Raw genomic sequence first — 22,751 nt, 5'->3', positions numbered from 1 at the left:
AAGTCCAGCGGTGAAATGTCAACCCAGGAATGAATAAAATTCGCATTATTTTTATGTCATTCGCAAAAGGTTAAAAACACCTACCTAAGCCCCGCCGATCTGCGTAAAAAAAGAGGATTACATGGCCGGGCGTAGACGGAAAATCCTCATCTACAGGGATGAGTTACCTTTCTACGTATAGACGATTGTCTTTCAGCAGTCGAAAGACTAACCGCACAAGTTTACGGGCAGTTAACGCAAGTGCACGTTTATGCTGGTACTTATTCACCTCATTATATTTGAGGTGGTAGAAGCGGCTGTACTCTGCATCGCATCTTACAAGAGACATGGCTGCTTCGCCCAGGTAGTACTTTAAGAAACGGTTTCCGGTTTTTATGAGACGAGTATTTTGTGCCTCAAATCCACCGGATTGATGTTGAGTCCAGGCAAGTCCGGCATATTTTGCCAGCTTTTCCTGACTCGGGAAGCGGTTGATATCACCAATTTCTGCGATTATTCCTGCAGAGTATACTGGTCCGATTCCTTTGATCGAAGTAAGTGTATTCGGAATCAACTGCATTTGGTTAGCAATGGCCTTATCAAACTCCTTAATCTGTGACTCCAGTGCTTTTATGGAGCTTATGGATATAGCAAGCACTTGGTTTACAGAGTCGTTTACCGTTTTAGGCAAACGATAGGATGATCGGGCAGCTTTTTGGATGGCTTTGGCGATGGCTTCCGGATCAGAAAAATGGTTTTTTCCTTTCTTCTGAAGGAATTCCGTCAGTTCATGTAAGTCCATGTAGGCAAGTGTGTCTGCGGAGTCAAACTCTTCGTAGACAGCTAAGGCTGTAGCTCCGAATTTATCGGAGAACACCTTCTCCTGTGTGAAAGAAGAATACTTCTTGAACAACACGTTCATGAAACGCTGCTTTTCCTTGGTCAGGTTTTGAACAGTGACATAACGTGCGCGTGTGAGGTTTTGGAGAGCTTTGTGGCGATAGTCATCCAGATACACCTCTTTGTTGATTCTTCCAAAACGCAGGCAGTCCGCAATGATAAAGGAGTCCACGTAATCGTTCTTAGGCAGATCGTTGTAAGATTCTTTGAACTTACTAACCTGCTTGGGATTGAGGACATGTATTTTGCGGTTGTACGGCGTAAGAGAGCCGTCTTCTCTCAGAAAACAGACGAGATTGTCACCATAGACTGAAGTGGCTTCAAGCCCAAAGATGACGTCTGTGAGGCTATAAGAAGTAAGTGCCGACAGGACATCCTTTACAAGCTTTTTGGAACCGTCTTTCGAGTTTGGAACAGAGAAGTTTTTGATTTTGGTTCCATCGGGCTTCATAAAGTAAACCACGTTGTTTGTGCTACTTACATCAATACCGACGTAAAGTGGGTTCATACAATATCACCTCCTTTGTCCAATATTTGTGGTCAATCGGTTTGGTAATACCCACGACACCGAAGCATCAACATCCTCGCGTATAAGAATCCAGCTGGTGATGGACTGATGCGAACCTCACTGCTAGAAGGCAGTCCTAAGTCTCCAGCAAACAGCCAGCGGTTTGAAGCTAACTTTCGGCTCAGGGGAACAGACTTTACTTGAAGCGGTCTAAACAGACCCAACAGGAGAAAACAGAACTTATACCTGATTGACACTGTGGGCAATTATATCATGGGCATTAACAAACCGATTGATCTATTTTCAAGGTGCGTAGAACAAATGCTCTTAAGGGTGGAGGGATTCCTCCTAATTAACAGAGATATGCTCTTAAAACTAAGAGTAAATATATAACTTATTAACTTATAAAACTAATATACGAGGAGATAATAGCTTGTGAGAATTAAGAAAAGTTTTTTAGGATTCCTGTTCAGCCTGGCGCTGGTGCTTGGGCTGATGCCGGGGATGAGTTTGACGGCGTATGCTGATGATTACCCCACCCTCTGGGTCAACAACGTGCAGGTGACAAGCGCTAATGCAGCGAATATCACAGGAGCGGCTACGCCAACAGTTAGCTATGACGTGGCTTCCAACACACTTACCCTGAATAATGCGACTATTACAAGTGGGTATAACTTCCAGGATGGCTGGGGTAAGGCAGGAATCTATTATAATAAAAATAACAATAATGCCCTCAATATTGTATTAAGTGGAAATAACATTATCTCCGGGAATGACATCGGTATTGGAATGTGTGGCGGTTATGACTATTATGGTAAATTTAATTTCTCAGGTAATGGTACCCTTACTACACAAGGAACATCATCCGGAATCTATATGCGAGGTGGAGGCGTACAAATCGATAGCGGAACAATCAATGCATTGGGAGATTCTTCTAGCGGAATAAACGCTAAATTTGAAGTTGTCATAAATGGTGGAACTGTGGAAGCGAAGGGAGCTAAACAAGGAATTGTTGCTGGTTATGGTGTTAGCATAAAAGGCGGTGATGTTACTGCGATAGCGGAGGACGACAGTAATGATGATGATGCTGCAATTTCCGGTCATAATGGTAAACATAGTTTTACAGGTGGAAATGTGACAGTGAAAGGTGGAAAGTATGGGATTAACATGGGCGGTTCTTATGATATAGAAATCGGTTCAAACATTACTTCCGTAACCATAACTGGTACAACAAGGGCAATTTATACTAATAAAAAGGTCATTAATTCTGTCGCAGGCAAGGGTTGGTCCACAGTAGAAGGAACTGGTGATGGAACAGAAATCCCCATAAATACAAGCGGTGGAAGCCTGGGATCCTACAAAAAATTATTGTTCCCTTACAAAAAACCAGCTGCAACCGTAACAACTGCTCCGACAGCCAAGAAATTGACCCACACCGGTGCGGCACAAGAACTGGTGACAGCCGGCGAAGCTTCCGGCGGCACGATGCAGTATGCATTAGGCAAGGACGCAACCACAGCTCCGACAAATGGCTGGAGCACATCCACCCCCAAAGGCACCGATGCCGGAACCTATTATGTATGGTACAAAGTTGTAGGAGATGACTCACATAAAGACTCTGATCTGTCATGCGTAGAAGTCCAAATAAAAGAAAAGAAAGACGATAGTACTATCGAAACAAAAGTAGAGAAAAAGGATGATACTCCTGAAGCAAAGGTAGAAGGTCTCGATTCTGAACTTGCCCAAAGCGTTATGACTGACGAAGAGAAGGCTAAGGCTAATTCCGGTGATAACGTATCACTTACGCTGCAGATGACAAATATTGATTCTTCTGTTCCGGAAGAAGAAAAGAATCTTACTGACAATGCACTGAAAAATGAGAATAAGAATAGTAAAGTCGGCATGTTCTTTGATATTTCTCTATGGATTAAGGTAGGTCAGGGCGAAGCAAGGCAAGTGACTGAAACAGGTAAAAAAGTGATCAAAGTTACTTTACAGGTACCGGATAATCTCAAGGCACCGGCAGGAGTCAAGAGAAACTTTTATGTGATTCATATACATAACAAGGCTGCAAAAGTAATAGCTAAAACTACATCAATGTCCATACCTCTTAGCCTGGATGGTTTTTCAACCTTTGCTCTGGCATATGCTGATGAAGCTGATACAGAAGCAGGTAACATCTTCTTCTCAGGTGTAAAGATAACTCAGAAGGATGGAAAAATCGCTGTTTCATGGGATAAAACTAAAGGTGTTGCAAAGTATGAAGTATATGCAACCTACTGTGGAAATAGTTATTCCAAGAAGGCAACAGCTACAACAAAGAAGAACACCATAACATTAAAGAAGATAAACAATAAGAAGATCAACTTTAAGAAGAGTTTTAAGCTCTATGTTGTTGCATATGACAGTGATGGAAATCAGGTCGGAAAGACCGTCTCAGCTCACTTCGCTGGAAAAGACAACAAGAAATATAAGAACATCAAAACGCTTAAGCTCTCAACAAAGACCATAACTGTAGCTGTCGGAAAGACTTCTAAAATCAAGGCGTCCACAGTCCTTGAAAAAGGCAAGAAGAAAGAGCTTTCCGATAACCATGCAGCAAAATTCCGCTATAAGTCAACCAATAAGAGTATCGCAACGGTTGACAAGAACGGAAAGGTAACAGGCGTCAGTGCCGGTAAGTGCGCGGTTTATGTATATTCAAGAAATGGCCTGGCGAAGAAGGTAAGCGTAACAGTAAAGTAAGATAGCCTACAACTACAAAAAATAACTGAGCTTATGGGGGCTGTGCACCAGGCCAAGCAGAGGCCTGTGCGCAGCTCCCTTTTACTCTTTAATCGATTACATGTAAGATATGAGTCTGAAAAAGCCAGATTCATGTGGACATTTTCCATATTTGTCCGCAGGAAGGCATATGTTTTTTTAGATTCTTTTCAGAATAGTTTACGCTCTTTTTAGATAAAAAAAGGTATTATAAAATTATGAGATAACTATCTGTATAGAAGAATCTTTATGGGGGTGAGTAATATGGTTATGTCAGATATTTTGAGGAAAAAGAGTGATTTATTCAAAGAAAAATGTGACAGTATATTCCCATAATGGATACACTTCAGAGCAGATTATAAATTATAACTGCGATATTTTAATGCCCTGCAACAGCGCGGCATATGAAATGAAATACAATATTCATGATGGATAACCGGCGAATTCTGAGGGGTAATTTACCTTGTCAGATTCGGCGGTTTTTTATGTGCTCACAAATGAAATATTAACTCCGTCCCCTGAGGGCAAAAAATCTTGTTTTAGTTAGGAGGTTAGAGAATGAAGAAGATAAAAACAGTGTTTGGAATTTTCTTGATGATGCTCTTGGTATTATGGTTGACACCTGCTGTAAATATTACAGCTAAGGCGACTTCATATACGTCATTACAAGAAGGTAATCATCTAACAGTATATGATCAAATCAGTTATGACTCCGCAACATTAAAATTTGGGAATATCGAGGGGCTTACTGAATTAAGTAGTGGTACGTTGACTTTGAGAACCGGAAACTATAATAGCGGAACAAATAGTTACACAGTGGCGTATAGTACTGACGGAAACTACTATGTATTTGTGGATCAAGCAAATACAGTTTATGGTCTTCGTAATAGAGGAGCATTTAAAGAGGATTTATCAGAAGGACTTGAAGTTCAAAGTGTAGAGAATGGTGTTATAACGTTTGCGCCATATTTACCATCACATACTCTTACATATAAATATGATGATTCTACTAGTCCTCAATATCCGAATTATGTAGTCAACGATGCAAACAAAAGATCAAAAGCACTGACTTCAATGCCTGCGGGTTGGACAGCTCCTGAGGGGAAAGTGCTTGACGGATGGCTATTTCATAATGCAACCTGGGGCGAAACTGTACTAGGTGCACCAATCTCAATAACCAAGGACGATATATATGCAACACCTTTATGGGTAGAATCATATGGGTTATGGGTTGGTGATACAGCTGTTACTAAAAACAAGAAATCCGATTATGGCTGGAGTTACGCTCCTGATAGTAATACGTTGACATTAAATAATTTCTTTTATAGTGGAGTAGGACATAATGATAATGCAGCAAATCCTCATTATGGCGGAATTTATTATGATGGTGAGGATCCTCTAAAAATCCAGATTAGTGGAAATAACAGTATAGAAAATACACATACTGCGAATTTACCATGCGGTATTTACAGTACAAAAGACGTCACTATAGATGGCACAGGAACTCTTGAAATTGTGGCATCAAGCTATACTAAATCACAAGGTATCTGGTGTGATCAGGCGGCTTTTACCCAAAATAGCGGAAATATAGTTATGAGGACAACCAGCAATGGAATATATGCAAAAAAAGGTGCTCAGATTAACGGTGGAAGTCTTGATGTATATGGAAATTATGGAATAACAGGAGACGAGACAAAATATAAGCTAGTCATAGGTTCTGATGTTGAATCAGTAGTTATTTCAGGAAAGGGAAAGGCTACAGATTTTCCTGTAATTAATGCATTGAAAGGTACTGGATGGACAGATAAAGATGGAACTCAAGGCGAAGCAGATATAGAAATCAGTACTACAGGACAGGCTTTGAACTATAAAAAAGTTCAATTTTTGGCGGCTAAGTCTATGGCTACAGTAGTTAAAGAACCTACAGCAAAGGCTGATTTGACTGAAAATGGTTCTGCACAGGAACTTGTAACTGCAGGAAAAGCTGAAGGTGGCACCATGCAGTACGCACTTGGCAAAGATGCAAAAACAGCACCAACAGACGGATGGAGTACATCAATCCCTACAGCCACCAATGTTGGAACCTATTATGTATGGTACAAAGTTGTAGGAGATGACTCACATAAAGACTCTGATCTGTCATGCGTAGAAGTTCAAATAAAAGAAAAGAAAGACGATAGTACTATCGAAACAAAAGTAGAGAAAAAGGATGATACTCCTGAAGCAAAGGTAGAAGGTCTTGATTCTGAACTTGCTCAAAGCGTTATGACTGACGAAGAGAAGGCAAAGGTCGCGGCCGGTGATAACGTATCACTTACTTTGGAGATGACAAATATTGATTCTACTGTTCCGGAGGAAGAGAAAAATCTTACTGATGATGCTCTTAAAAATGAGAACAAGAACAGTAAAGTCGGCATGTTCTTTGATATCTCGCTATGGCTTAAGGTAGGTCAGGGGAATGCAAGACAGATTACAGAAACAGGTAAAAAGGTGGTTAAAGTCACAATACAGGTGCCTGACAAGTTCAAAGCACCTGCAGGAGTAAAGAGAAAATTTTTTGTGATTCACATCCATAACAAGGCTGCAAAAGTAATAGCAAAAACTACTTCAATGTCTATACCGCTGAGCCTGGATGGATTTTCAACCTTTGCCTTGGCATATGCTGATGAAGCAGCAAATGACATTTTCTTCTCAGGTGTCAAGATAACTCAGAAAGATGGAAAGATTGGAATTTCATGGGATAAGACTAAGGGAGTAGCAAAGTATGAAGCATACGCAACCTACTGTGGAAACAAATATCCCAAGAAAGCGACAGCTACAACAAAGAAGAACACCGTAACAATAAAAAAGATAAACGGTAAGAAGATTAACTTTAAGAAGAACTTTAAGCTCTATGTTGTTGCATATGACAGTGATGGAAATCAGGTTGGAAAGACTGTATCAGCTCACTTCGCAGGAAAAGACAATAAGAAATATAAGAACGTCAAAGAGCTTAAGCTTTCCACAAAGACCATAACTGTAGCAGTAGGAAAGACCTCCAAGATCAAGGCATCAACGACCCTTGAAAAAGGAAAGAAAAAAGAACTTTCCGATAGCCATGCTGCAAAATTCCGCTACAAATCAACCAATAAGAGTATCGCAACGGTTGACAAGAACGGAAAGGTAACAGGCGTCAGTGCCGGTAAGTGCGCGGTTTATGTATATTCAAGAAATGGCCTGGCGAAGAAGGTAAGCGTAACAGTAAAGTAAGATAGCCTACAACTACAAAAAATAACTGAGCTTATGGGGGCTGTGCACCAGGCCAAGCAGATGCCTGTACACAGCTCCCTTTTACTCTTTAACTGATTACGTGTAAGATATGAGTCTGGAAAAGCCGGATTCCAGTGCACATTTTCTATATTTGCCAGCAGGATTTGATTGCCCTACATCAGTTCTTTCAATTTTTTTAGTATTGATTCCTTATCCATGTAGTCAATTTCACTCATGGCTATACCGGAAGTGTTTTCCGTGGCCTCTAAAAATTTTTGCTTATATTCATCTTCTGAAACGGGTTCATTCATCCAATTCCATTCGCCGTGTTCCATCGGATCCCAGCTATTATAATCGTCATCATCCGGGTATTCTGTCACATCAAATCCGCCATATTGAGTATAGTTGATTGAGCCGTCCTTCATCTCATAGATTGTGTCGGAAGGGAGGCCCAGAGGAGCCTGGATTGCGCTGTCAAGCAGCTTGCCGGTGCCGGGAAGATAGTAGAGAGTTCCTCTGTAACCTCCGGCTGAAGCGACTCCGTCACCTAAATCATCATTCATAACAACGCCCTGATCATTATATCCGACTATCATGTAGGGCTGCATTCCGGGATCAGGCCTGTTTTCATTGGTACAGGTCGCGAATAGTTCCGGTGTGCCGTCTTCGTCAAGGTCAATCAGCTGAAAACCATCCCATTTAAGCGGATCAGCCTGATCAACGATGGTGTAGTATTCTTCATAAATATTGTAGTCAGTTTTTGCTTTGGCAGTAGGAGCAGGCATATCAAAAACTGCTTTTTCCATTACATCAGGGTCAACATATTTGTAAGTATCCATGTAGGCTTCGTATTCCTGCATGGTTATGGGCTTACCATTGTAGGTGAAGTCACTGTTTTCGTTATAGACGTCTTCCTCAGCATCGAAGTACTCAGCATAGATGCTCATCTGTTCGACAATCCTGCCCTCAGCATCATATCTGGCCAGATCCTGGTACTGCCTTCCCATATGAGAAAAGTCGCTGTGGCTGATATATGTATGTCCGTTACCTTCATAAACTGAGCAAAAAGCCGAAGTTCCGTCTCCGCAGGTAAGAAGATAAACAGATCCGTCCTTTACATCAAAAATATCAAAGCCGTAGGAAGGTTCATTGATAAGAAGTTCTTTTTCTCCATCCTCATCAACATCGTAATAATATGCCTGCAGCTCGCCATATAGATCTATCATTTCCTGATATTTTTCCAGGAAATAGCTACCCTCTACGCGAAGCGTGTTATTCAGGTAGCTCTGATACAGAACGCGGTTGTCGTCCTCTTCTGTAGTATTTTCTGTGCTGGATTCATTTGTGTTGTCAGTAGAAACTTCAACTTTTTCTGATGTTGATTCGGACTCACCGGTATTATTTTTAGCTGCGGGAGTACCACATCCGCTTGTTGCAAATGCAATCGCAAGAGCTGAAAACATCGCAGCTATAACATTTATTTTTAAATACTGTTTATTTAACATTTTACACCTCCACAGTAAGAGTGATTTTTAACATGTGTTCCTATACAAAATAATGCATATTACCGACTAATTGCAACATTTTTCGGATGCTGACTGTATTATTAGTAGAACAGCATGGAGCACACATCATGGAGTATATGAAAAAATAAAAGGTGACATATGATGAAAAAGAAATATCCGTTACTTAGAATAATCCCGGTATTTTTATATTTATCCACAATAGGACTGGATCATGTTTTGCATTGGAAGACATTTGATTTAGGAACGATACCTACAGTGCTTATGATTGGGCTTATTGGAGGAATGTTTGGCGTTGCTTACGGCACTGCCGCATTTGTGGCATTTTTGTTTGCAAACGGAACAAACAGGCAGTTAGACATCATAATGATGCTGATGGTCATAGTCTGCTGTGTTATCAGCTTTGCGACCGGATACGCAGGAATGATGATTTTGGGCATCGAGGGAGCAGCCGGGCCCGAGGGATGGATGCTGAATACATTTTTCGGGATTTGTTATGTAGTAGCATCAGTAGCAATCACGATCAGGAATTTTATGAGATAATAATAAATTGACATTTTCCGAATAATAATATATATTGATTGCATGCAATCAAGTAGTGCAAACGGCAATATTGCGATATGGAGAAAAAGTCATGGATAAAAAGCTTACATTCCACAAACCGTCATTTGAAGAGGCTGCAAAGCTTTCGGAGATTTATGCACTAAGAGGAAATAAGACATGTGACAGCACAGTTCTTGACACTTATATTTGGAAGAATTTATATAACACAGAGGTATATATAGAGGACGAGGCTTCAATTATTCTTATGAAGGATGAAGCAGGAAATTTTGCGGCGATGCCCTATTGCAGAGAAGTGGAGCTTCCCGGGTACTTTGAACTGTTGAAGAAATTCTTTAACGATGAACTGAACAGCCCGCTCAGGATAGACCTGGCGGATGAAGATGCGCTTGACGCGCTGGGATTATTGAACAATCCTAATTATATAGTAGAAGAGGAAAGTGACCTTAAGGATTATCTCTATGATGCTGAAGAGCTTAGAACTCTTCCGGGTAAGAAATACCAGAAGAAGAGAAATCTTATAAACAAATTCATGAAGGAGTATGAGGGCAGATGGGAGTATAAGACCATGTGCTGTGTCGATGAGTATTTTCTTGAAATTTTTATGGAAAAATGGGTGGAGACCAGATTATCCGAAGGTGTAGAGAGCAGAGATACGCTTCTTGTTGAAAAGGATGGAGTTATTGATATTTTGCGTAACTGTGATAAGGTGACCTTTAGAGTAGGCGGTATTTTTATCGATGAAGTTTTGGAAGCCTTTACAATCGGCTCTTATAACAGCAGGGAGAAGATGGCAGTTATTAGCATCGAAAAAGGCAATTCCAATATCCCCGGTATATATCAGGTTATAAATCAGCAGTTTTTACTTAATTCGTATGAGGATGCTAAAATTGTCAACAGAGAGGATGACATGGGCATCGAAGGACTAAGACGGGCTAAGGAGAGTTATAATCCAATTGGTTATGCCAGGAAATACAGAGTCTGTGAGAAGGCAGCGTGCAATCATTTATACGAGAAAACAGCATGATAACAGAGTATTCTGAAAAAAACAAAACAAGAAAATTGTATGAAGAGGCTTTTGATGACCCTAAAGCCTTTGTTGATTATTATTATTCGGATAAGTGCCTGGACAATCGTATGATAGTCAGCCTGGAGGATGGTGAGGTAATATCAATGCTTCATCTGAATCCATATTATATAAATTTGTGCGGAAAGGTTGTTAAGAGTTACTATGTGGTGGCTGTGGCAACCAAAGAGGGCAGACGCCATGAGGGGCAGATGTCCGCAGTTTTTCGGGAAGCTTTTGAGCTTATGAAAGAAGAACGCGTTCCATTTATTTATCTCATGCCCGTGGATGAATCAATATACTCCTGGATGGGATTTGAAAAGATATGCGACTTTATCACAGAAAGAATCCGGGATTTTGTAGAGATCAGGAAACGCTATGATGTTTTTTGTATGAGAGATGAAGATTATATAAGGAGAATGAACAAGGAAGAAGCATTAAGAGCGGAGGATAGCGGAGAAGTTTTACCGGATAGCCCAATCATAATGGCCAAAATCACGGATCTTGATTCATTTTGCGAAGCGGCTGGTTACTCTTTTGACAGTGACGAAGACGCGTTGAAATGGCTTAAGAGCAAAAGAATATATATAAGTGAAGAAGTATGAGAAACCTGAGTGCATTTATATGTCTCAGGTTTTTTATCATTGAAAACTATCTTAAAAAAATCTAAACTGCGCCAATTGTGAATAAGATAAGTTTATAATAAAAATGTATGATTATATTATTGGGGAGTTATGCGATAAGACACTGATAATGAGCACATATAGGTTGTGGTATGTGCTTCAATATACACTTCCGAACAATGAGTCAACCGATTATATTCTGAATTTAGTTACTTGCATTATTTACCTGCAAGGATATGACTAAGGAGAAGGCGCATGGTTCTTTATCTGACAAGTAGTTTTATCCCATATAAAGGGCAGGGGGCTCGAGAAAAAGCAGAACCCTTGGATAACTACGGCTTTTTTGATGAACTTAAAACTGAATGGCCTAAAGACGCAAAACTCCTCTATGTGCCTTGCAATCCGGAGAAGGTTAAAGAAAACGGGAAAAAAAGGCAGATCATTCTGGATATATTTGCTTCTGCAAATTTATCTGTCAGTGAATGTAAAACTCTAACGGAAGAGGATTCGGCTAATGACATGGTGGCATGGTCAGATGTGATATTCCTCGCAAGCGGTCATGCTCCGTCGCAGCTTGCATTTATGAAGCGTATAGGATTAAAGGAAGCACTTTCTGGATATGATGGCGTTATTATCGGACAGGGTGCAGGTGCGATGAATGCTGCATTCTATGTGTATCATACGCCGGAACTTGAAGGTGAAGCGGTAGATCCCAACTATGTCAGGTTTTCGGATGGCCTGGATCTGACTAACATTCAGATAATTCCTCACAGAGATTATATAAGAGAGCGAAGTGTGGATGGTCTGAATTTAATAGATGATATTGTTATTCCTGACAGCTTTGGCTGTAAATTTTATCTGATATCCGACGGCAGTTATTTTAAAGTAAAAAACGGAGAGACCTCGTTTTTCGGAAAAGGTGAAGTAATTGAAGACGGAGTTATTTATCCCGTTAAACCGGGAAAAATTATTCCGTTTATGAGTTATGTTGAACAGCCTGTGATAAGAAGCCTTATTTCCGAAGGCTATGACATGATCTTTGCTGTAGAAAAGAATGAAGAAAGATGTGAGGTCTATCATTTGGATATGAGCTTCTGGGGAATTTTCACAGAGAGCAGATTCGATTATAAAGAAATATGCAAAAGACTTTCTCAGACACTTGTAAAAGAGGAGCAGGAGATATTCCTTGAACAGGTCAGAATATCCTCAATACAGGAAGAACTGGCGAAGCGAGGAGAGTTTGTAAGAACTGTTCATGTGGATTATGAGGATGGTCGCCGCGCTAAGAACATCAGGGCAAAGGAAGTTCCGGGGTATCCGGACTGGCTGATGATTATTTATATTGACATAACATCTGTTCTTGATTATGACTGGATGACAGATGAATATGCAAGGACAGGCTTTTTGGACAGAGCAAAGCTCTTCCTGTCCGAATTGCACCGAGATGACCACTATTCACTCGTGTTTGCTAATGTAAAAGGGCTGAAAGCCGTAAATGAATTGTTTGGCAATCAAAAGGGAGATCTTGTAATATTCCAGACGAGGGATGCCCTCAGAAAGTATCTTCATCCTGTTCTTATGGGGAGACTGGAGGGGGATAACTTTGCCCTTATAACTGCGGATGAGAACCTTGTTGAAAAAAATATAAAATCGATGTGCCGGCAGGTTTTCAGGACTGAATCCATAAAATACAGCTACGAAATATACTGCGGAATTTTCCGTATAACAAATCCGAGAGTTGGTATATCCGCTATTTTGGACGGGGCGAAGCTCGCTGAAAAGAGTATTCGAAACAACAAGCGAAATCAGCTGTTTGCGTACTATGATGATTCGATGAAGGAGAATTATGTAAAGCAGAGATTTTTGTTGTCTGATTTTGAGCGTGCACTGGCAGATAATGAGTTTATGCCGTATTATCAGCCCATAGTCAATGCGAAGACAGGAGAGATTGTCAGTGCGGAGATGCTTATAAGATGGCAGCACAGAGATCTTGGTATGGTATCTCCCGGAGATTTTATTCCTATTATTGAATCGGAGGGAAAGACAGCTATTCTTGATAAATTCATGCTTGAAAGCGGGATTGATTTTATTGAAAGGTGTTATGCTGCCGGAAAAATGGCGGTACCCTGTGCGATTAATCTCTCCAGAGTGGATTTTTATGATTCATTATTTATGGAAAATATATTCGAATCAATAAAAGGCAAGAAGATAGAGCCTGCTATGGTCAGATTTGAGGTAACCGAGTCTGCCTATGCGGATCTTGAGACAAAGGCTCTTGAATATCTTGGCAAACTAAAAAAGCATGGAATTCAGATCCTTCTTGATGATTACGGAAGCGGTATGAGTTCATTATCAATGCTTGAAACCTTTGATTTTGATATTATAAAACTCGACATAGGCTTTATTAGGAAAATCGGTATCAACAAGAAATCCGAATCCATAATTATTTCTACGATAAAGCTCGCACATTCCATAGGTGCCAAGGTTACGGCTGAAGGAGTGGAGAATGAGAAACAGCTTAAGTTCCTTCAGGATGCGGACTGTGACTATATTCAGGGATTCTATTTTTACAAGCCTTTGCCCGAAGCTGAATTCGAGAAATTGCTTAAATAGAGAGTTTTAAATATTCGCCAGAAGAATTTTTGCAAGGCCGTCGTTATTATTATCGGTTTCGGTGATAATATCGGCGGCTTTTTTTACATCCTCTGTTCCGTTGATCATGCCGATTCCGAGACCTGCGGCTTCAATCATTGAGATATCGTTTTCTTCGTCACCTGCCGCCAAAGTGTTTTCATGAGGAATGCCCAGGTAATCTGCAAGCCTTGTAACTGCGCTTCCTTTTCCCGCCTCTGAATTAAATATTTCGAGATAGTAGGGATTGGAGTACAGAAGAGTAAGCTTATCTCCGGCAAGTTCTTCGACAGCAGCTTTGAAACGATCTATTTTTTCTCTGTCATGAAGCTCTATTCCTATTATTTTGCAGGGGATATCGGTGAGAGCAGAGTTTATGTCTTCTGAAACTATATATGGGGTATGTATCACTCTTCTATAGTATTTAAGCTCTTCATCCTCGGCCGGAGTAACTATATTTTCATCTGTATAGGTGTGGCAGTGAACACCGTATTCTTTTGATAAAGCAAAGATGTCGGGAATCATATCAAAAGGGATACCGGTTCTGTATACATCTTTCTTATTGTCGCAGTCATAGATCTGTGAACCGTTATAGGCAATAAGGAAACTTCCGGGGAAAAACAGATTATTTTCTCTCTGTACAGACATTGCACTCTCCCAAGCACGGCCTGTATTAATGGCAAAATGATTACCGGCATTTGTAAATTGTATAAGGGCCTCCATGGTAGCGGGAGACACCTTTTTTTCTTTGGTCAAAAGCGTACCATCCAAATCTGTGAAAAAAATCTTACTCATATAAAACTCCGTTCAAAAACAAAATGACAATACTTTTTGCATTATAAACTTTTACATCACATCTGTAAAAGTTTATTTTTTTATAAGATTACGTTAATTTTGATACTAGTTTTGGCGCATATAATGAAAGTAGGGGACTTTAGCCATAGGGAGCATTCGCTTATGAAGAAAAGATTCGGGCTTCTGGCGAGATTTACTATTATTTTTCTTTTATTCATGATAATTATGATAGTAATCAGCGCGGTAGCTACCTATATGATCCAGGAAGACAACTACACATTGCAGCAGGAGAGGCGAATCAAGGAAGTTACTAATTGTCTTGAAGCTTTAATTGAAGCTGACGGAGATGAATTCAGGCTTATGCAGGAATATTTCCTTGAGAACCATGAGAGCATAGTTATTCCATATGATTACGACGGCAATTATATTCCTGCCAGAAACGAATGGGAGAGAATATTTTCCGAGCAATACGGCGGAGAAGTTTTTGAGAAAACCATAGCGTTTTCTGATATGACTGATGAAGCTAAAATAGCTTTTACTACATATAAATATGAGCAATGGCTGAATATATTTGAAGAATTTAATGAGGAGTTTGGTACTGAATATGTTTATTACCTTGTACCGACTGATACGCCGCCGCTTATGTACTATGTCTTCGACGGACTCAGAACAGAAAAGGTAGTAGACGGAAAGAGCATCATGGAGTTCGATTTTGATGTGGAGGTTCCTGAAGACAGTTATCCCAAGCTATGGGAGACATATCAGACTGGAAAAAGTCCCAGCGGCTATGATTCCTATGATAATCAGTTCGGCAAGACTTATGGATACTATACTCCACTATATGTAAGCGGGGAGATGATAGGCATAGTATGTGCGGATATCACCGTGGAAGCGGTCAACAAAGGAATTCTGAATAACACTATTAAAGAAGTGGTAATAGTGGCTGTTATTTTATTGCTATGTATGTATAGCATGCTGTGGTTTATAAACCACCAATACATTTTAAAGCTTCGTAAGATGGAAAAGTTCATGGACGAATATGCAGATAATAAAGAGGTTTCCACGGCTGATAAATTCGATAACATCAGTTTGGGAAACCATGAGATTACAAATCTCGCAAGAAGAACAGCTGCTATGATTCGTGAACTTAACGATTATATGCTGAACCTGATGAAGACCTCAAAGGAGCTTCATAGCACCAAGGAACATGCAGCAGAGATGGCGGAGCTTGCTCATAAGGATGCCCTTACGGGAATCCGTAACAAGACAGCCTATGACAAAGAGATAATAAAGCTGGACAGGGAGCTTAGGCGTAATCCTGATGTTGAGTTTGCTATTGCCATGATTGATCTTAATTTCCTGAAACGCATAAATGACAATTATGGTCATGAGCAGGGGAACATAGCAATTAAGAGACTTTGCGATATCGTATGTAAAATCTTCTGTCATTCGCCTGTATTTCGTTTGGGCGGAGATGAATTTGCCGTGGTATTATGGGGAAGTGATTTTAATAACAAAGATGCACTTCTTAATGAGTTTGCGAATAAATTAAAAGAGATGGAAAAAGATGATACTCTTAAGCCCTGGGAAAAAATATCAGCCGCTATTGGACTTGCAGTATATTCACCGGGAATTGATGAGAATGTAAGTGATGTATTTAAAAGAGCTGACAGTATGATGTATGAAAATAAGAAAGAGATGCGGGCAACGAGAGACTGATAGTATGTTAAAATAGTAACTGCGAAAAACGAAGATTATTGCTACTGGTTATATAATTTGATTATACGGAGACAGGTATGAAAAAAGTTGACTTACACACTCATTCTACGGCTTCGGATGGGACCTACAGCCCCTCCGAGCTTATCAGGTATGCCCATGAAATTGGGCTTTCTGCAATAGCTCTTACCGATCATGATACTATTTCCGGCCTTTCGGAGGCGATAGAAGAGGGAGATAAGTATCCTGATCTTGAAGTAATTCCCGGTATCGAATATTCAACTGTAAGAAATGGCAAGGATGTTCATGTGGTCGGCCTTTATATCAATTATAAGGATGATGATTTCAAAAGATCACTTCAAAGCTTTATTGATTCCAGGGAAGAACGCAACAGGAAAATGTGTAAAAAGCTGACAGACGCCGGAATGCCGATAACCTATGAGGAACTGGTGGAGAATAATCCCGGAGCTGTAATTACGAGGGCTCATTTCGGAAGACTCCTTCTTGCAAAGGGTTATACAACAAGCATTAAGGAGGCGTTCGACAGATTCATCGGAGATCATTGCCCATGCTATGTACCCAGGGAAAAAATAACACCTGAAATGGCAATAGAGCAGATTATTTCAGGTGGCGGAATTCCGATTCTTGCCCATCCTGTACTATACGGACTTGGAAGAGATGCGATGGATGAGCTTGTTCATTCCATGAAGGATGCGGGGCTTGTGGGTATCGAAGCTATATATGGAACATATACCGCACAGGATGAGCGGGACATGAAAAGTATTGCGGCTAAGTACAACCTTCTGATAAGTGGCGGTTCGGATTTTCATGGCGGGAATAAACCGCATATAGATCTTGGCTGCGGTACCGGCAGGATGGTTGTTCCGTATGAGGTGGTGGAAAAGATTAAAGAGTATAGGAAATAAAAACAGCATCGTCAGTATGGCGATGCTGTTCTTTCTATATATTCTGTTTCTGAAAATTATTTAATTTTGATTCTTGCAGAAGCGGACTTAGTCTTCTTGCTGGCAACTAAGGACAACTGAAGATAAAGAGTCTGTCCTGCTTCAAGAGTGACTTTTCCGGTTCTCTTGGCAAGATAATTTTTATACTTTCTGGAGCCTACATTCAGCCAATTGTGCTCTTTTCCTTTTGTGTCAAAATAAGCAAAATCAAGAACGTCTGAATCTGAATTTACAGGACGGGTCTGTCCGAAAAGTGATCCAAGGCAGCTTTTTGCACCCTTTGCTTTTATATTGCTGACTGTAATGGTGTATGTTCTTGATTCCGGTGCTACGAATTTTACATAGCCCTCACAGAAAACACCTTCGGTTTTTTTGACAACAACATTGTGAGTGCCCTTTGATATTTCTGTTGAGATTGGCTCTAACTCAGAAGCGCGTGTAGCGAATTTGTGTGCTACAGGTTTAACAGTCTTAACCTTAGCTTCTACTGTTAACGGCATAGCGAGTACAAATACCATTGCCATTACGAGTGATAATACTCTTTTCATTACCCCAATTTTGTTTCTTGTTTTCATACTTTTTCCTCCATAGAAATAAAATGAATAGTTCCCCTCACATACGATAATAATTTAACGACTTTCAAGGTATTTTGTCAATAAATAGACATTGCATTTTTGAGGGGTATCCCATATAATACCAAGTTGGTTACTTAATTATAGAAGAAACACGATCGGAGGTAGTTTTTCAATATGATCAGTGCAAACAATGTCACACTAAGAGTCGGTAAAAAGGCTCTGTTTGAGGATGTAAACATAAAATTCACCGAGGGCAACTGTTATGGAATAATTGGTGCCAACGGTGCGGGAAAATCTACTTTCCTTAAGATATTATCAGGTAAGCTTGAGACCACCAACGGAGATATTGCTATTACTCCCGGCCAGCGTCTTTCTTTCCTGGAGCAGGATCACTTCAAATATGATGAATTCACTGTACTTGATACAGTTATCATGGGTAACGCCCGTCTCTATGAGATCATGAAGGAGAAGGACGCTATTTACGCAAAGGAAGATTTCTCTGATGAAGATGGTATCCGTGCAAGTGAGCTTGAAGCTGAATTTGCTGAAATGAACGGATGGGAAGCTGAGTCAGATGCAGAGAGCCTTCTTAACGGCCTTGGAATCGAGACTGAGTTCCACTACAAGCTTATGAAGGAACTTGACGGTAATCAGAAGGTCAAGGTACTTCTTGCGAGAGCGCTTTTCGGTAATCCCGACATTCTGCTTCTCGATGAGCCTACCAACCACTTGGATATGGATGCTATAGCATGGCTCGAGGAGTTCCTTATCAATTTTGAGAACACTGTTATTGTTGTATCCCATGACCGTTACTTCCTTAATAAGGTATGTACTCATATCGCTGATATTGATTATGGTAAGATTCAGCTCTATGCAGGTAACTATGATTTCTGGTATGAGTCTTCACAGCTGATGATTCGTCAGATGAAGGAAGCCAATAAGAAGAAGGAAGAGCAGATCAAGGAACTTAAAGAGTTCATTGCAAGATTCTCAGCTAACGCAAGTAAGTCTAAGCAGGCTACTTCACGTAAGAAGGCTCTCGAGAAGATTGAGCTTGATACAATTAAGCCATCTTCAAGAAAATATCCTTATATCGATTTCAGACCTGAGAGAGAAATCGGAAACGAAGTACTTACAGTTGACGGAATCAGCAAGACTGTTAACGGCGAGAAGGTTCTTGATAATATTTCATTCGTTGTTCAGCATGATGACAAGATCGCATTTGTCGGTGGAAATGAGCTTGCAAAGACAACTCTTTTCCAAATTATTTCCGGCGAGATTGAGCCCGACGAGGGTACTTATAAATGGGGTGTAACTACTTCACAGGCTTACTTCCCCAAGGATAATTCAAGCGAGTTTGACAATGACTATACAATCACCGAGTGGCTTACAGGCTATTCCGAGATTAAGGACGTAACCTATGTCCGCGGATTCCTTGGCCGTATGCTCTTTGCCGGTGAGGATGGTGTTAAGAAGGTTAAGGTTCTCTCCGGAGGTGAGAGAGTTCGCTGCATGCTCAGTAAGATGATGATAAGCGGTGCAAACTGCCTCATCTTTGATGAGCCTACTAACCATCTTGATATGGAATCAATCACAGCGCTTAACCAGGGTATGATCAAGTTCCCCGGTGTTGAGCTTTTTGCCTGCCGTGACCACCAGGTAGTTCAGACAACAGCAAACAGAATAATGGAAATCCTGCCTGACGGCTCACTTATCGATAAGCGCTCTACTTACGATGAGTATCTCGAAAGTGATGCGATGGCAAGAAAACGTACAGTTTACAGCACTAACGAAGACGAAGATAATGATGACTGATCATTATGTATGCATATGAAGTTGTTTTTGGGAAAAAGAGCCTACGGAGCAACTGAATATAAAGCCTTCCCCTCTGGGGAAGGTGCCTGCGTAGCAGGCGGATGAGGTTAACAACGTTAAAGCCAAAGGGAGGAAAGAAGTATGCAGGAATATAGTCCGGTAAAAGAAGGTAAGGTTCGTGAGATTTATGATGTAGGTGATGCACTCATTATGGTAGCTACCGACAGAATCTCAGCATTTGATGTAATCCTTAAGAACAAGGTTGAGAAGAAGGGCACTGTTCTTACCCAGATGTCAAAGTTCTGGTTTGATTACACTAAGGATATCGTAAGCAACCACATGATCAGCACAGATACCGCTGATATGCCCGAGTTTTTCAGAAAGCCTGAGTTTACCGGCAACAGTATGCTCTGCAAAAAGCTTACAATGCTTCCCATTGAGTGCATTGTCCGCGGATATATTACGGGTAGCGGCTGGAACAGCTATAAGGAAAACGGAACCGTATGTGGAATAAAACTTCCCGAGGGACTGAAGGAATGTGACAAGCTCCCTGAACCTATCTATACTCCTTCCACCAAGGCTGAGATCGGTGATCACGATGAGAATATCGACTTTGAGCGTTCTGTTGAAGTGCTTGAAAGAGATTTCCCCGGACATGGTCAGGAATACGCAGAAAAGCTCCGCGATTATACTATCGCTCTTTACAAAAAATGCGCTGATTATGCTCGCACAAAAGGTATTATTATCGCAGATACCAAGTTTGAGTTTGGTCTTAACGAAAACGGTGAGGTAGTTCTTGGTGATGAGATGCTTACTCCCGACAGCAGCCGTTTCTGGCCTGTAGAAGGTTATGAACCCGGAAAATCACAGCCCTCATTCGATAAGCAGTTTGTAAGAGACTGGCTCAAGGCTAACCCTGAAAGCGACTACAACCTTCCTCAGGACGTAATCGATAAGACTATCGCTAAGTATGAAGAAGCCTATGAACTTTTGACCGGAAAGAAACTGTAATATAAAATAATACATGATATTAAACAGCATTGTCGAATAAATGATAATGCTGTTTTTTTTATGCTATTATTTAGTAGACATTTTAATTGATTATGAGCAGGAGGGAGCAGAATGTCATTATCGACACAATTTAAATTAAATAACGGAACTTCAATTCCATGCCTGGGATTTGGTACTTACAAAATTAAAGATCCGAATGAAGCTTATCAGTCTGTGAAAACAGCTCTGGAACTTGGGTATATTCATATTGATACAGCAGCTTTTTATGAAAATGAGAAGTATGTAGGCAATGCAGTTAAGGACTATATTCAGGCTTCGGGATGCAAGAGAGAGGATCTATTTGTGACGAGTAAAGTCTGGAAGACGGAAGCCGGTTACGATAAGACACTTCGTGCGTTTGAGAAAACAATGGATGAGATAGGTCTTGATTATCTTGATCTTTATCTTGTTCACTGGCCTTCTTCATATGCTTTTGACGACGATTGGGAAAATACAAACAGATCAACCTGGAAAGCCATGATGGAGATATATAAGAGTGGCAGAGTAAAATCTATCGGAGTGTCCAATTTCCTAACTCATCATCTGAACGCACTTATGGATTCGGAGATCATACCTGCAGTTGATCAGATTGAGATTAATCCGGGATTTATGCAGGCGGACACAGTGAAATTCTGTCAGGACAACGGTATTCTTGTGGAAGCCTGGAGTCCGCTCGGCCGTGGCAGATCACTGGAACATCCTGTTTTGGTGGAATTGGCGGGAAAGTATGGTAAGAGTACGGCTCAGATAATCCTAAGATGGGATTTGCAACATGATATTTTGCCGCTTCCAAAGTCGGTGCATGAGGACAGAATTAAGTCTAATTCTGAAATATTTGATTTTGAACTTTCTAACGAAGATATGGCAAAAATTGATGCCTTGGAGCCATATGGAAACTCCGGACATTCACCGGATGAGTAAGAATTCTATTCAAAAAGGCCGGAATTAAGTGTGAATTAGTTGTAAAATAAGCTTTTTATAGTGATTATTATCAAAAATGTCAAGATTTTTGTAAAAAAAGTCTTGACATTCGTCTTTTTTGTACTTGTCAAATTTTAAGTTAGATATTAAAATATCCTAGGCGTTTTAAATAAGGGTTTGAAGGAAGTTATGTAATATGTTGAAAACTCTTCTGATTATAATAGTAGTTTTGGTAGTTCTTTACCTTTTGGCGATCATGCCAAGGATGATTGGAAGGCCGTCAGCAGAGAAACTTCTCAAACAGAACTTGTACGCACACAGAGGATTGCACGACAATAATACTGAAGCACCTGAGAATTCAATGGCTGCTTTTAAAAAGGCTGTCGATGCGGGGTATGGAATAGAGCTTGATGTTCAGCTCACTAGGGATGGGGTTCCCGTAGTTTTCCATGATTTTACATTGGCCAGAGTAGCCAGATATGAAGAGGGACATGTACCTGAGGATGCCGTAAGGAATGAGGACGGTAGCCTTGGGGTAGCAGGTAAGGTGATAGATTACACCTATGAAGAACTGCAACAGTTTCATTTGCTTGAATCTGATGAGAAGATTCCGAAGTTTGAAGACTTTCTTAAACTTGTGGATGGTAAGATTCCGCTTATCATTGAGCTCAAGATAGAACTGTTTGATGTTTCGGTATGTGCGGTAGTGGATAAGATACTTCGCGGCTATACCGGAGTTTATTGCATAGAGTCCTTTAATCCGCTTGGATTATATTGGTTTAAGCGTCATCACAAAGATATTTTCAGAGGACAGCTTTCAGAGGAATTTTTCAGAGAACCTGAGAAATTATGGCATACACCTTTGTATTATGCACTCGCATTCCTCATATTTAATTTTCTTACAAGACCTGATTTTGTGGCATATAATCACAAATATCAACGTAACTTATCAAGGAAGCTTTGCCGCGGATTATATAAGAACACAGCAGCGGCCTGGACAATAAAGAGCCAGGAAGAATTGGATAAGAACAGAAATTTCTTTGATATCTTTATTTTTGAGGGATTCATTCCTTCATAATCAATTGGTAATTACTATGTACGACATAGTTAA

At 40.4% G+C, this 22,751-nt stretch carries 16 protein-coding genes; 12 read left to right on the top strand and 4 right to left on the bottom strand.

All coding sequences use genetic code 11. The features are described from left to right. Positions 1 to 163: 163 nt before the first annotated feature. Positions 164 to 1,387: an IS110 family transposase gene (locus G630_RS0114695; RefSeq protein ID WP_026498554.1), complete on the bottom strand. Its 1,224-nt coding sequence runs from the start codon at positions 1,385 to 1,387 to the stop codon at positions 164 to 166. Positions 1,388 to 1,822: 435 nt separating this feature from the next. Between G630_RS0114695 and G630_RS0114690 the strand changes: the two genes are divergently transcribed. Together G630_RS0114690 and G630_RS0114680 are read left to right on the top strand one after the other, a co-directional pair. Beyond that, on the top strand, positions 1,823 to 4,132 hold the full coding sequence (locus tag G630_RS0114690; protein WP_026499015.1) for an Ig-like domain-containing protein: 2,310 nt from the start codon (positions 1,823 to 1,825) through the stop codon (positions 4,130 to 4,132). A 576-nt stretch (positions 4,133 to 4,708) separates the two neighbouring features. Continuing rightward, entirely contained in the window at positions 4,709 to 7,399 is a 2,691-nt protein-coding gene (locus tag G630_RS0114680) for an Ig-like domain-containing protein (RefSeq protein WP_026499014.1), read from the top strand. A 173-nt stretch (positions 7,400 to 7,572) separates the two neighbouring features. Here G630_RS0114680 and G630_RS0114675 read toward each other — a convergent pair whose 3' ends face one another. Next, on the bottom strand, positions 7,573 to 8,904 hold the full coding sequence (locus tag G630_RS0114675; RefSeq protein WP_026499013.1) for a hypothetical protein: 1,332 nt from the start codon (positions 8,902 to 8,904) through the stop codon (positions 7,573 to 7,575). A gap of 159 nt (positions 8,905 to 9,063) precedes the next feature. Between G630_RS0114675 and G630_RS0114670 the strand changes: the two genes are divergently transcribed. From G630_RS0114670 to G630_RS0114655, 4 genes are all read left to right on the top strand, one after another. After that, positions 9,064 to 9,465 carry a hypothetical protein gene (locus G630_RS0114670; protein ID WP_155831996.1) on the top strand — a complete coding sequence of 134 codons (402 nt, stop codon included), beginning with the start codon at positions 9,064 to 9,066 and terminating at the stop codon, positions 9,463 to 9,465. A 91-nt stretch (positions 9,466 to 9,556) separates the two neighbouring features. Further along, positions 9,557 to 10,510 carry a DUF2156 domain-containing protein gene (locus G630_RS22145; protein ID WP_044959443.1) on the top strand — a complete coding sequence of 318 codons (954 nt, stop codon included), beginning with the start codon at positions 9,557 to 9,559 and terminating at the stop codon, positions 10,508 to 10,510. Further along, a complete protein-coding gene (locus G630_RS23810; protein ID WP_049946241.1) occupies positions 10,507 to 11,154 on the top strand; it encodes a GNAT family N-acetyltransferase in 648 nt (215 codons plus the stop codon). The genes G630_RS22145 and G630_RS23810 overlap by 4 nt, the downstream gene beginning before the upstream one ends. 273 nt (positions 11,155 to 11,427) lie before the next feature. Then, complete coding sequence (locus G630_RS0114655; protein WP_026499011.1) at positions 11,428 to 13,785, top strand: EAL domain-containing protein; 2,358 nt, start codon at positions 11,428 to 11,430, stop codon at positions 13,783 to 13,785. A gap of 6 nt (positions 13,786 to 13,791) precedes the next feature. Here G630_RS0114655 and G630_RS0114650 read toward each other — a convergent pair whose 3' ends face one another. Beyond that, entirely contained in the window at positions 13,792 to 14,598 is an 807-nt protein-coding gene (locus tag G630_RS0114650) for a Cof-type HAD-IIB family hydrolase (protein ID WP_026499010.1), read from the bottom strand. Between the two features lie 162 nt (positions 14,599 to 14,760). On the opposite strand from G630_RS0114650, the gene G630_RS23805 reads away from it, so the two are divergent. Then, entirely contained in the window at positions 14,761 to 16,317 is a 1,557-nt protein-coding gene (locus tag G630_RS23805) for a GGDEF domain-containing protein (protein WP_022763108.1), read from the top strand. A 77-nt stretch (positions 16,318 to 16,394) separates the two neighbouring features. Then, positions 16,395 to 17,240, top strand: coding sequence for a PHP domain-containing protein (locus G630_RS0114640; RefSeq protein WP_022763109.1), 846 nt, complete (start codon positions 16,395 to 16,397; stop codon positions 17,238 to 17,240). 56 nt (positions 17,241 to 17,296) lie between these two features. Here G630_RS0114640 and G630_RS0114635 read toward each other — a convergent pair whose 3' ends face one another. Next, positions 17,297 to 17,854, bottom strand: coding sequence for a hypothetical protein (locus G630_RS0114635; RefSeq protein ID WP_022763110.1), 558 nt, complete (start codon positions 17,852 to 17,854; stop codon positions 17,297 to 17,299). Between the two features lie 174 nt (positions 17,855 to 18,028). Between G630_RS0114635 and G630_RS0114630 the strand changes: the two genes are divergently transcribed. The 4 genes from G630_RS0114630 (at position 18,029) to G630_RS0114615 (ending at position 22,718) form a co-directional block, all read left to right on the top strand. Then, positions 18,029 to 19,669 (top strand): ABC-F family ATP-binding cassette domain-containing protein, encoded by a 1,641-nt coding sequence (locus tag G630_RS0114630; RefSeq protein ID WP_026499009.1) that lies wholly within the window; start codon positions 18,029 to 18,031, stop codon positions 19,667 to 19,669. A gap of 141 nt (positions 19,670 to 19,810) precedes the next feature. Further along, positions 19,811 to 20,680 carry a phosphoribosylaminoimidazolesuccinocarboxamide synthase gene (locus G630_RS0114625; protein WP_022763112.1) on the top strand — a complete coding sequence of 290 codons (870 nt, stop codon included), beginning with the start codon at positions 19,811 to 19,813 and terminating at the stop codon, positions 20,678 to 20,680. Between the two features lie 111 nt (positions 20,681 to 20,791). Next, on the top strand, positions 20,792 to 21,640 hold the full coding sequence (locus tag G630_RS0114620; RefSeq protein WP_026499008.1) for an aldo/keto reductase: 849 nt from the start codon (positions 20,792 to 20,794) through the stop codon (positions 21,638 to 21,640). Between the two features lie 196 nt (positions 21,641 to 21,836). Further along, the gene (locus G630_RS0114615; protein ID WP_044959441.1) at positions 21,837 to 22,718 is read left to right on the top strand and encodes a glycerophosphodiester phosphodiesterase family protein; all 882 of its coding nucleotides are present in this window, start codon (positions 21,837 to 21,839) and stop codon (positions 22,716 to 22,718) included. Positions 22,719 to 22,751 lie beyond the last annotated feature (33 nt).

It is taken from the genome of Butyrivibrio sp. WCD2001 (genome assembly GCF_000424485.1).
GTDB lineage: Bacteria > Bacillota > Clostridia > Lachnospirales > Lachnospiraceae > Butyrivibrio.
The sequence above is the reverse complement of the archived record's forward strand: the minus strand, read 5'-3'. Positions and strand labels throughout refer to the sequence as shown.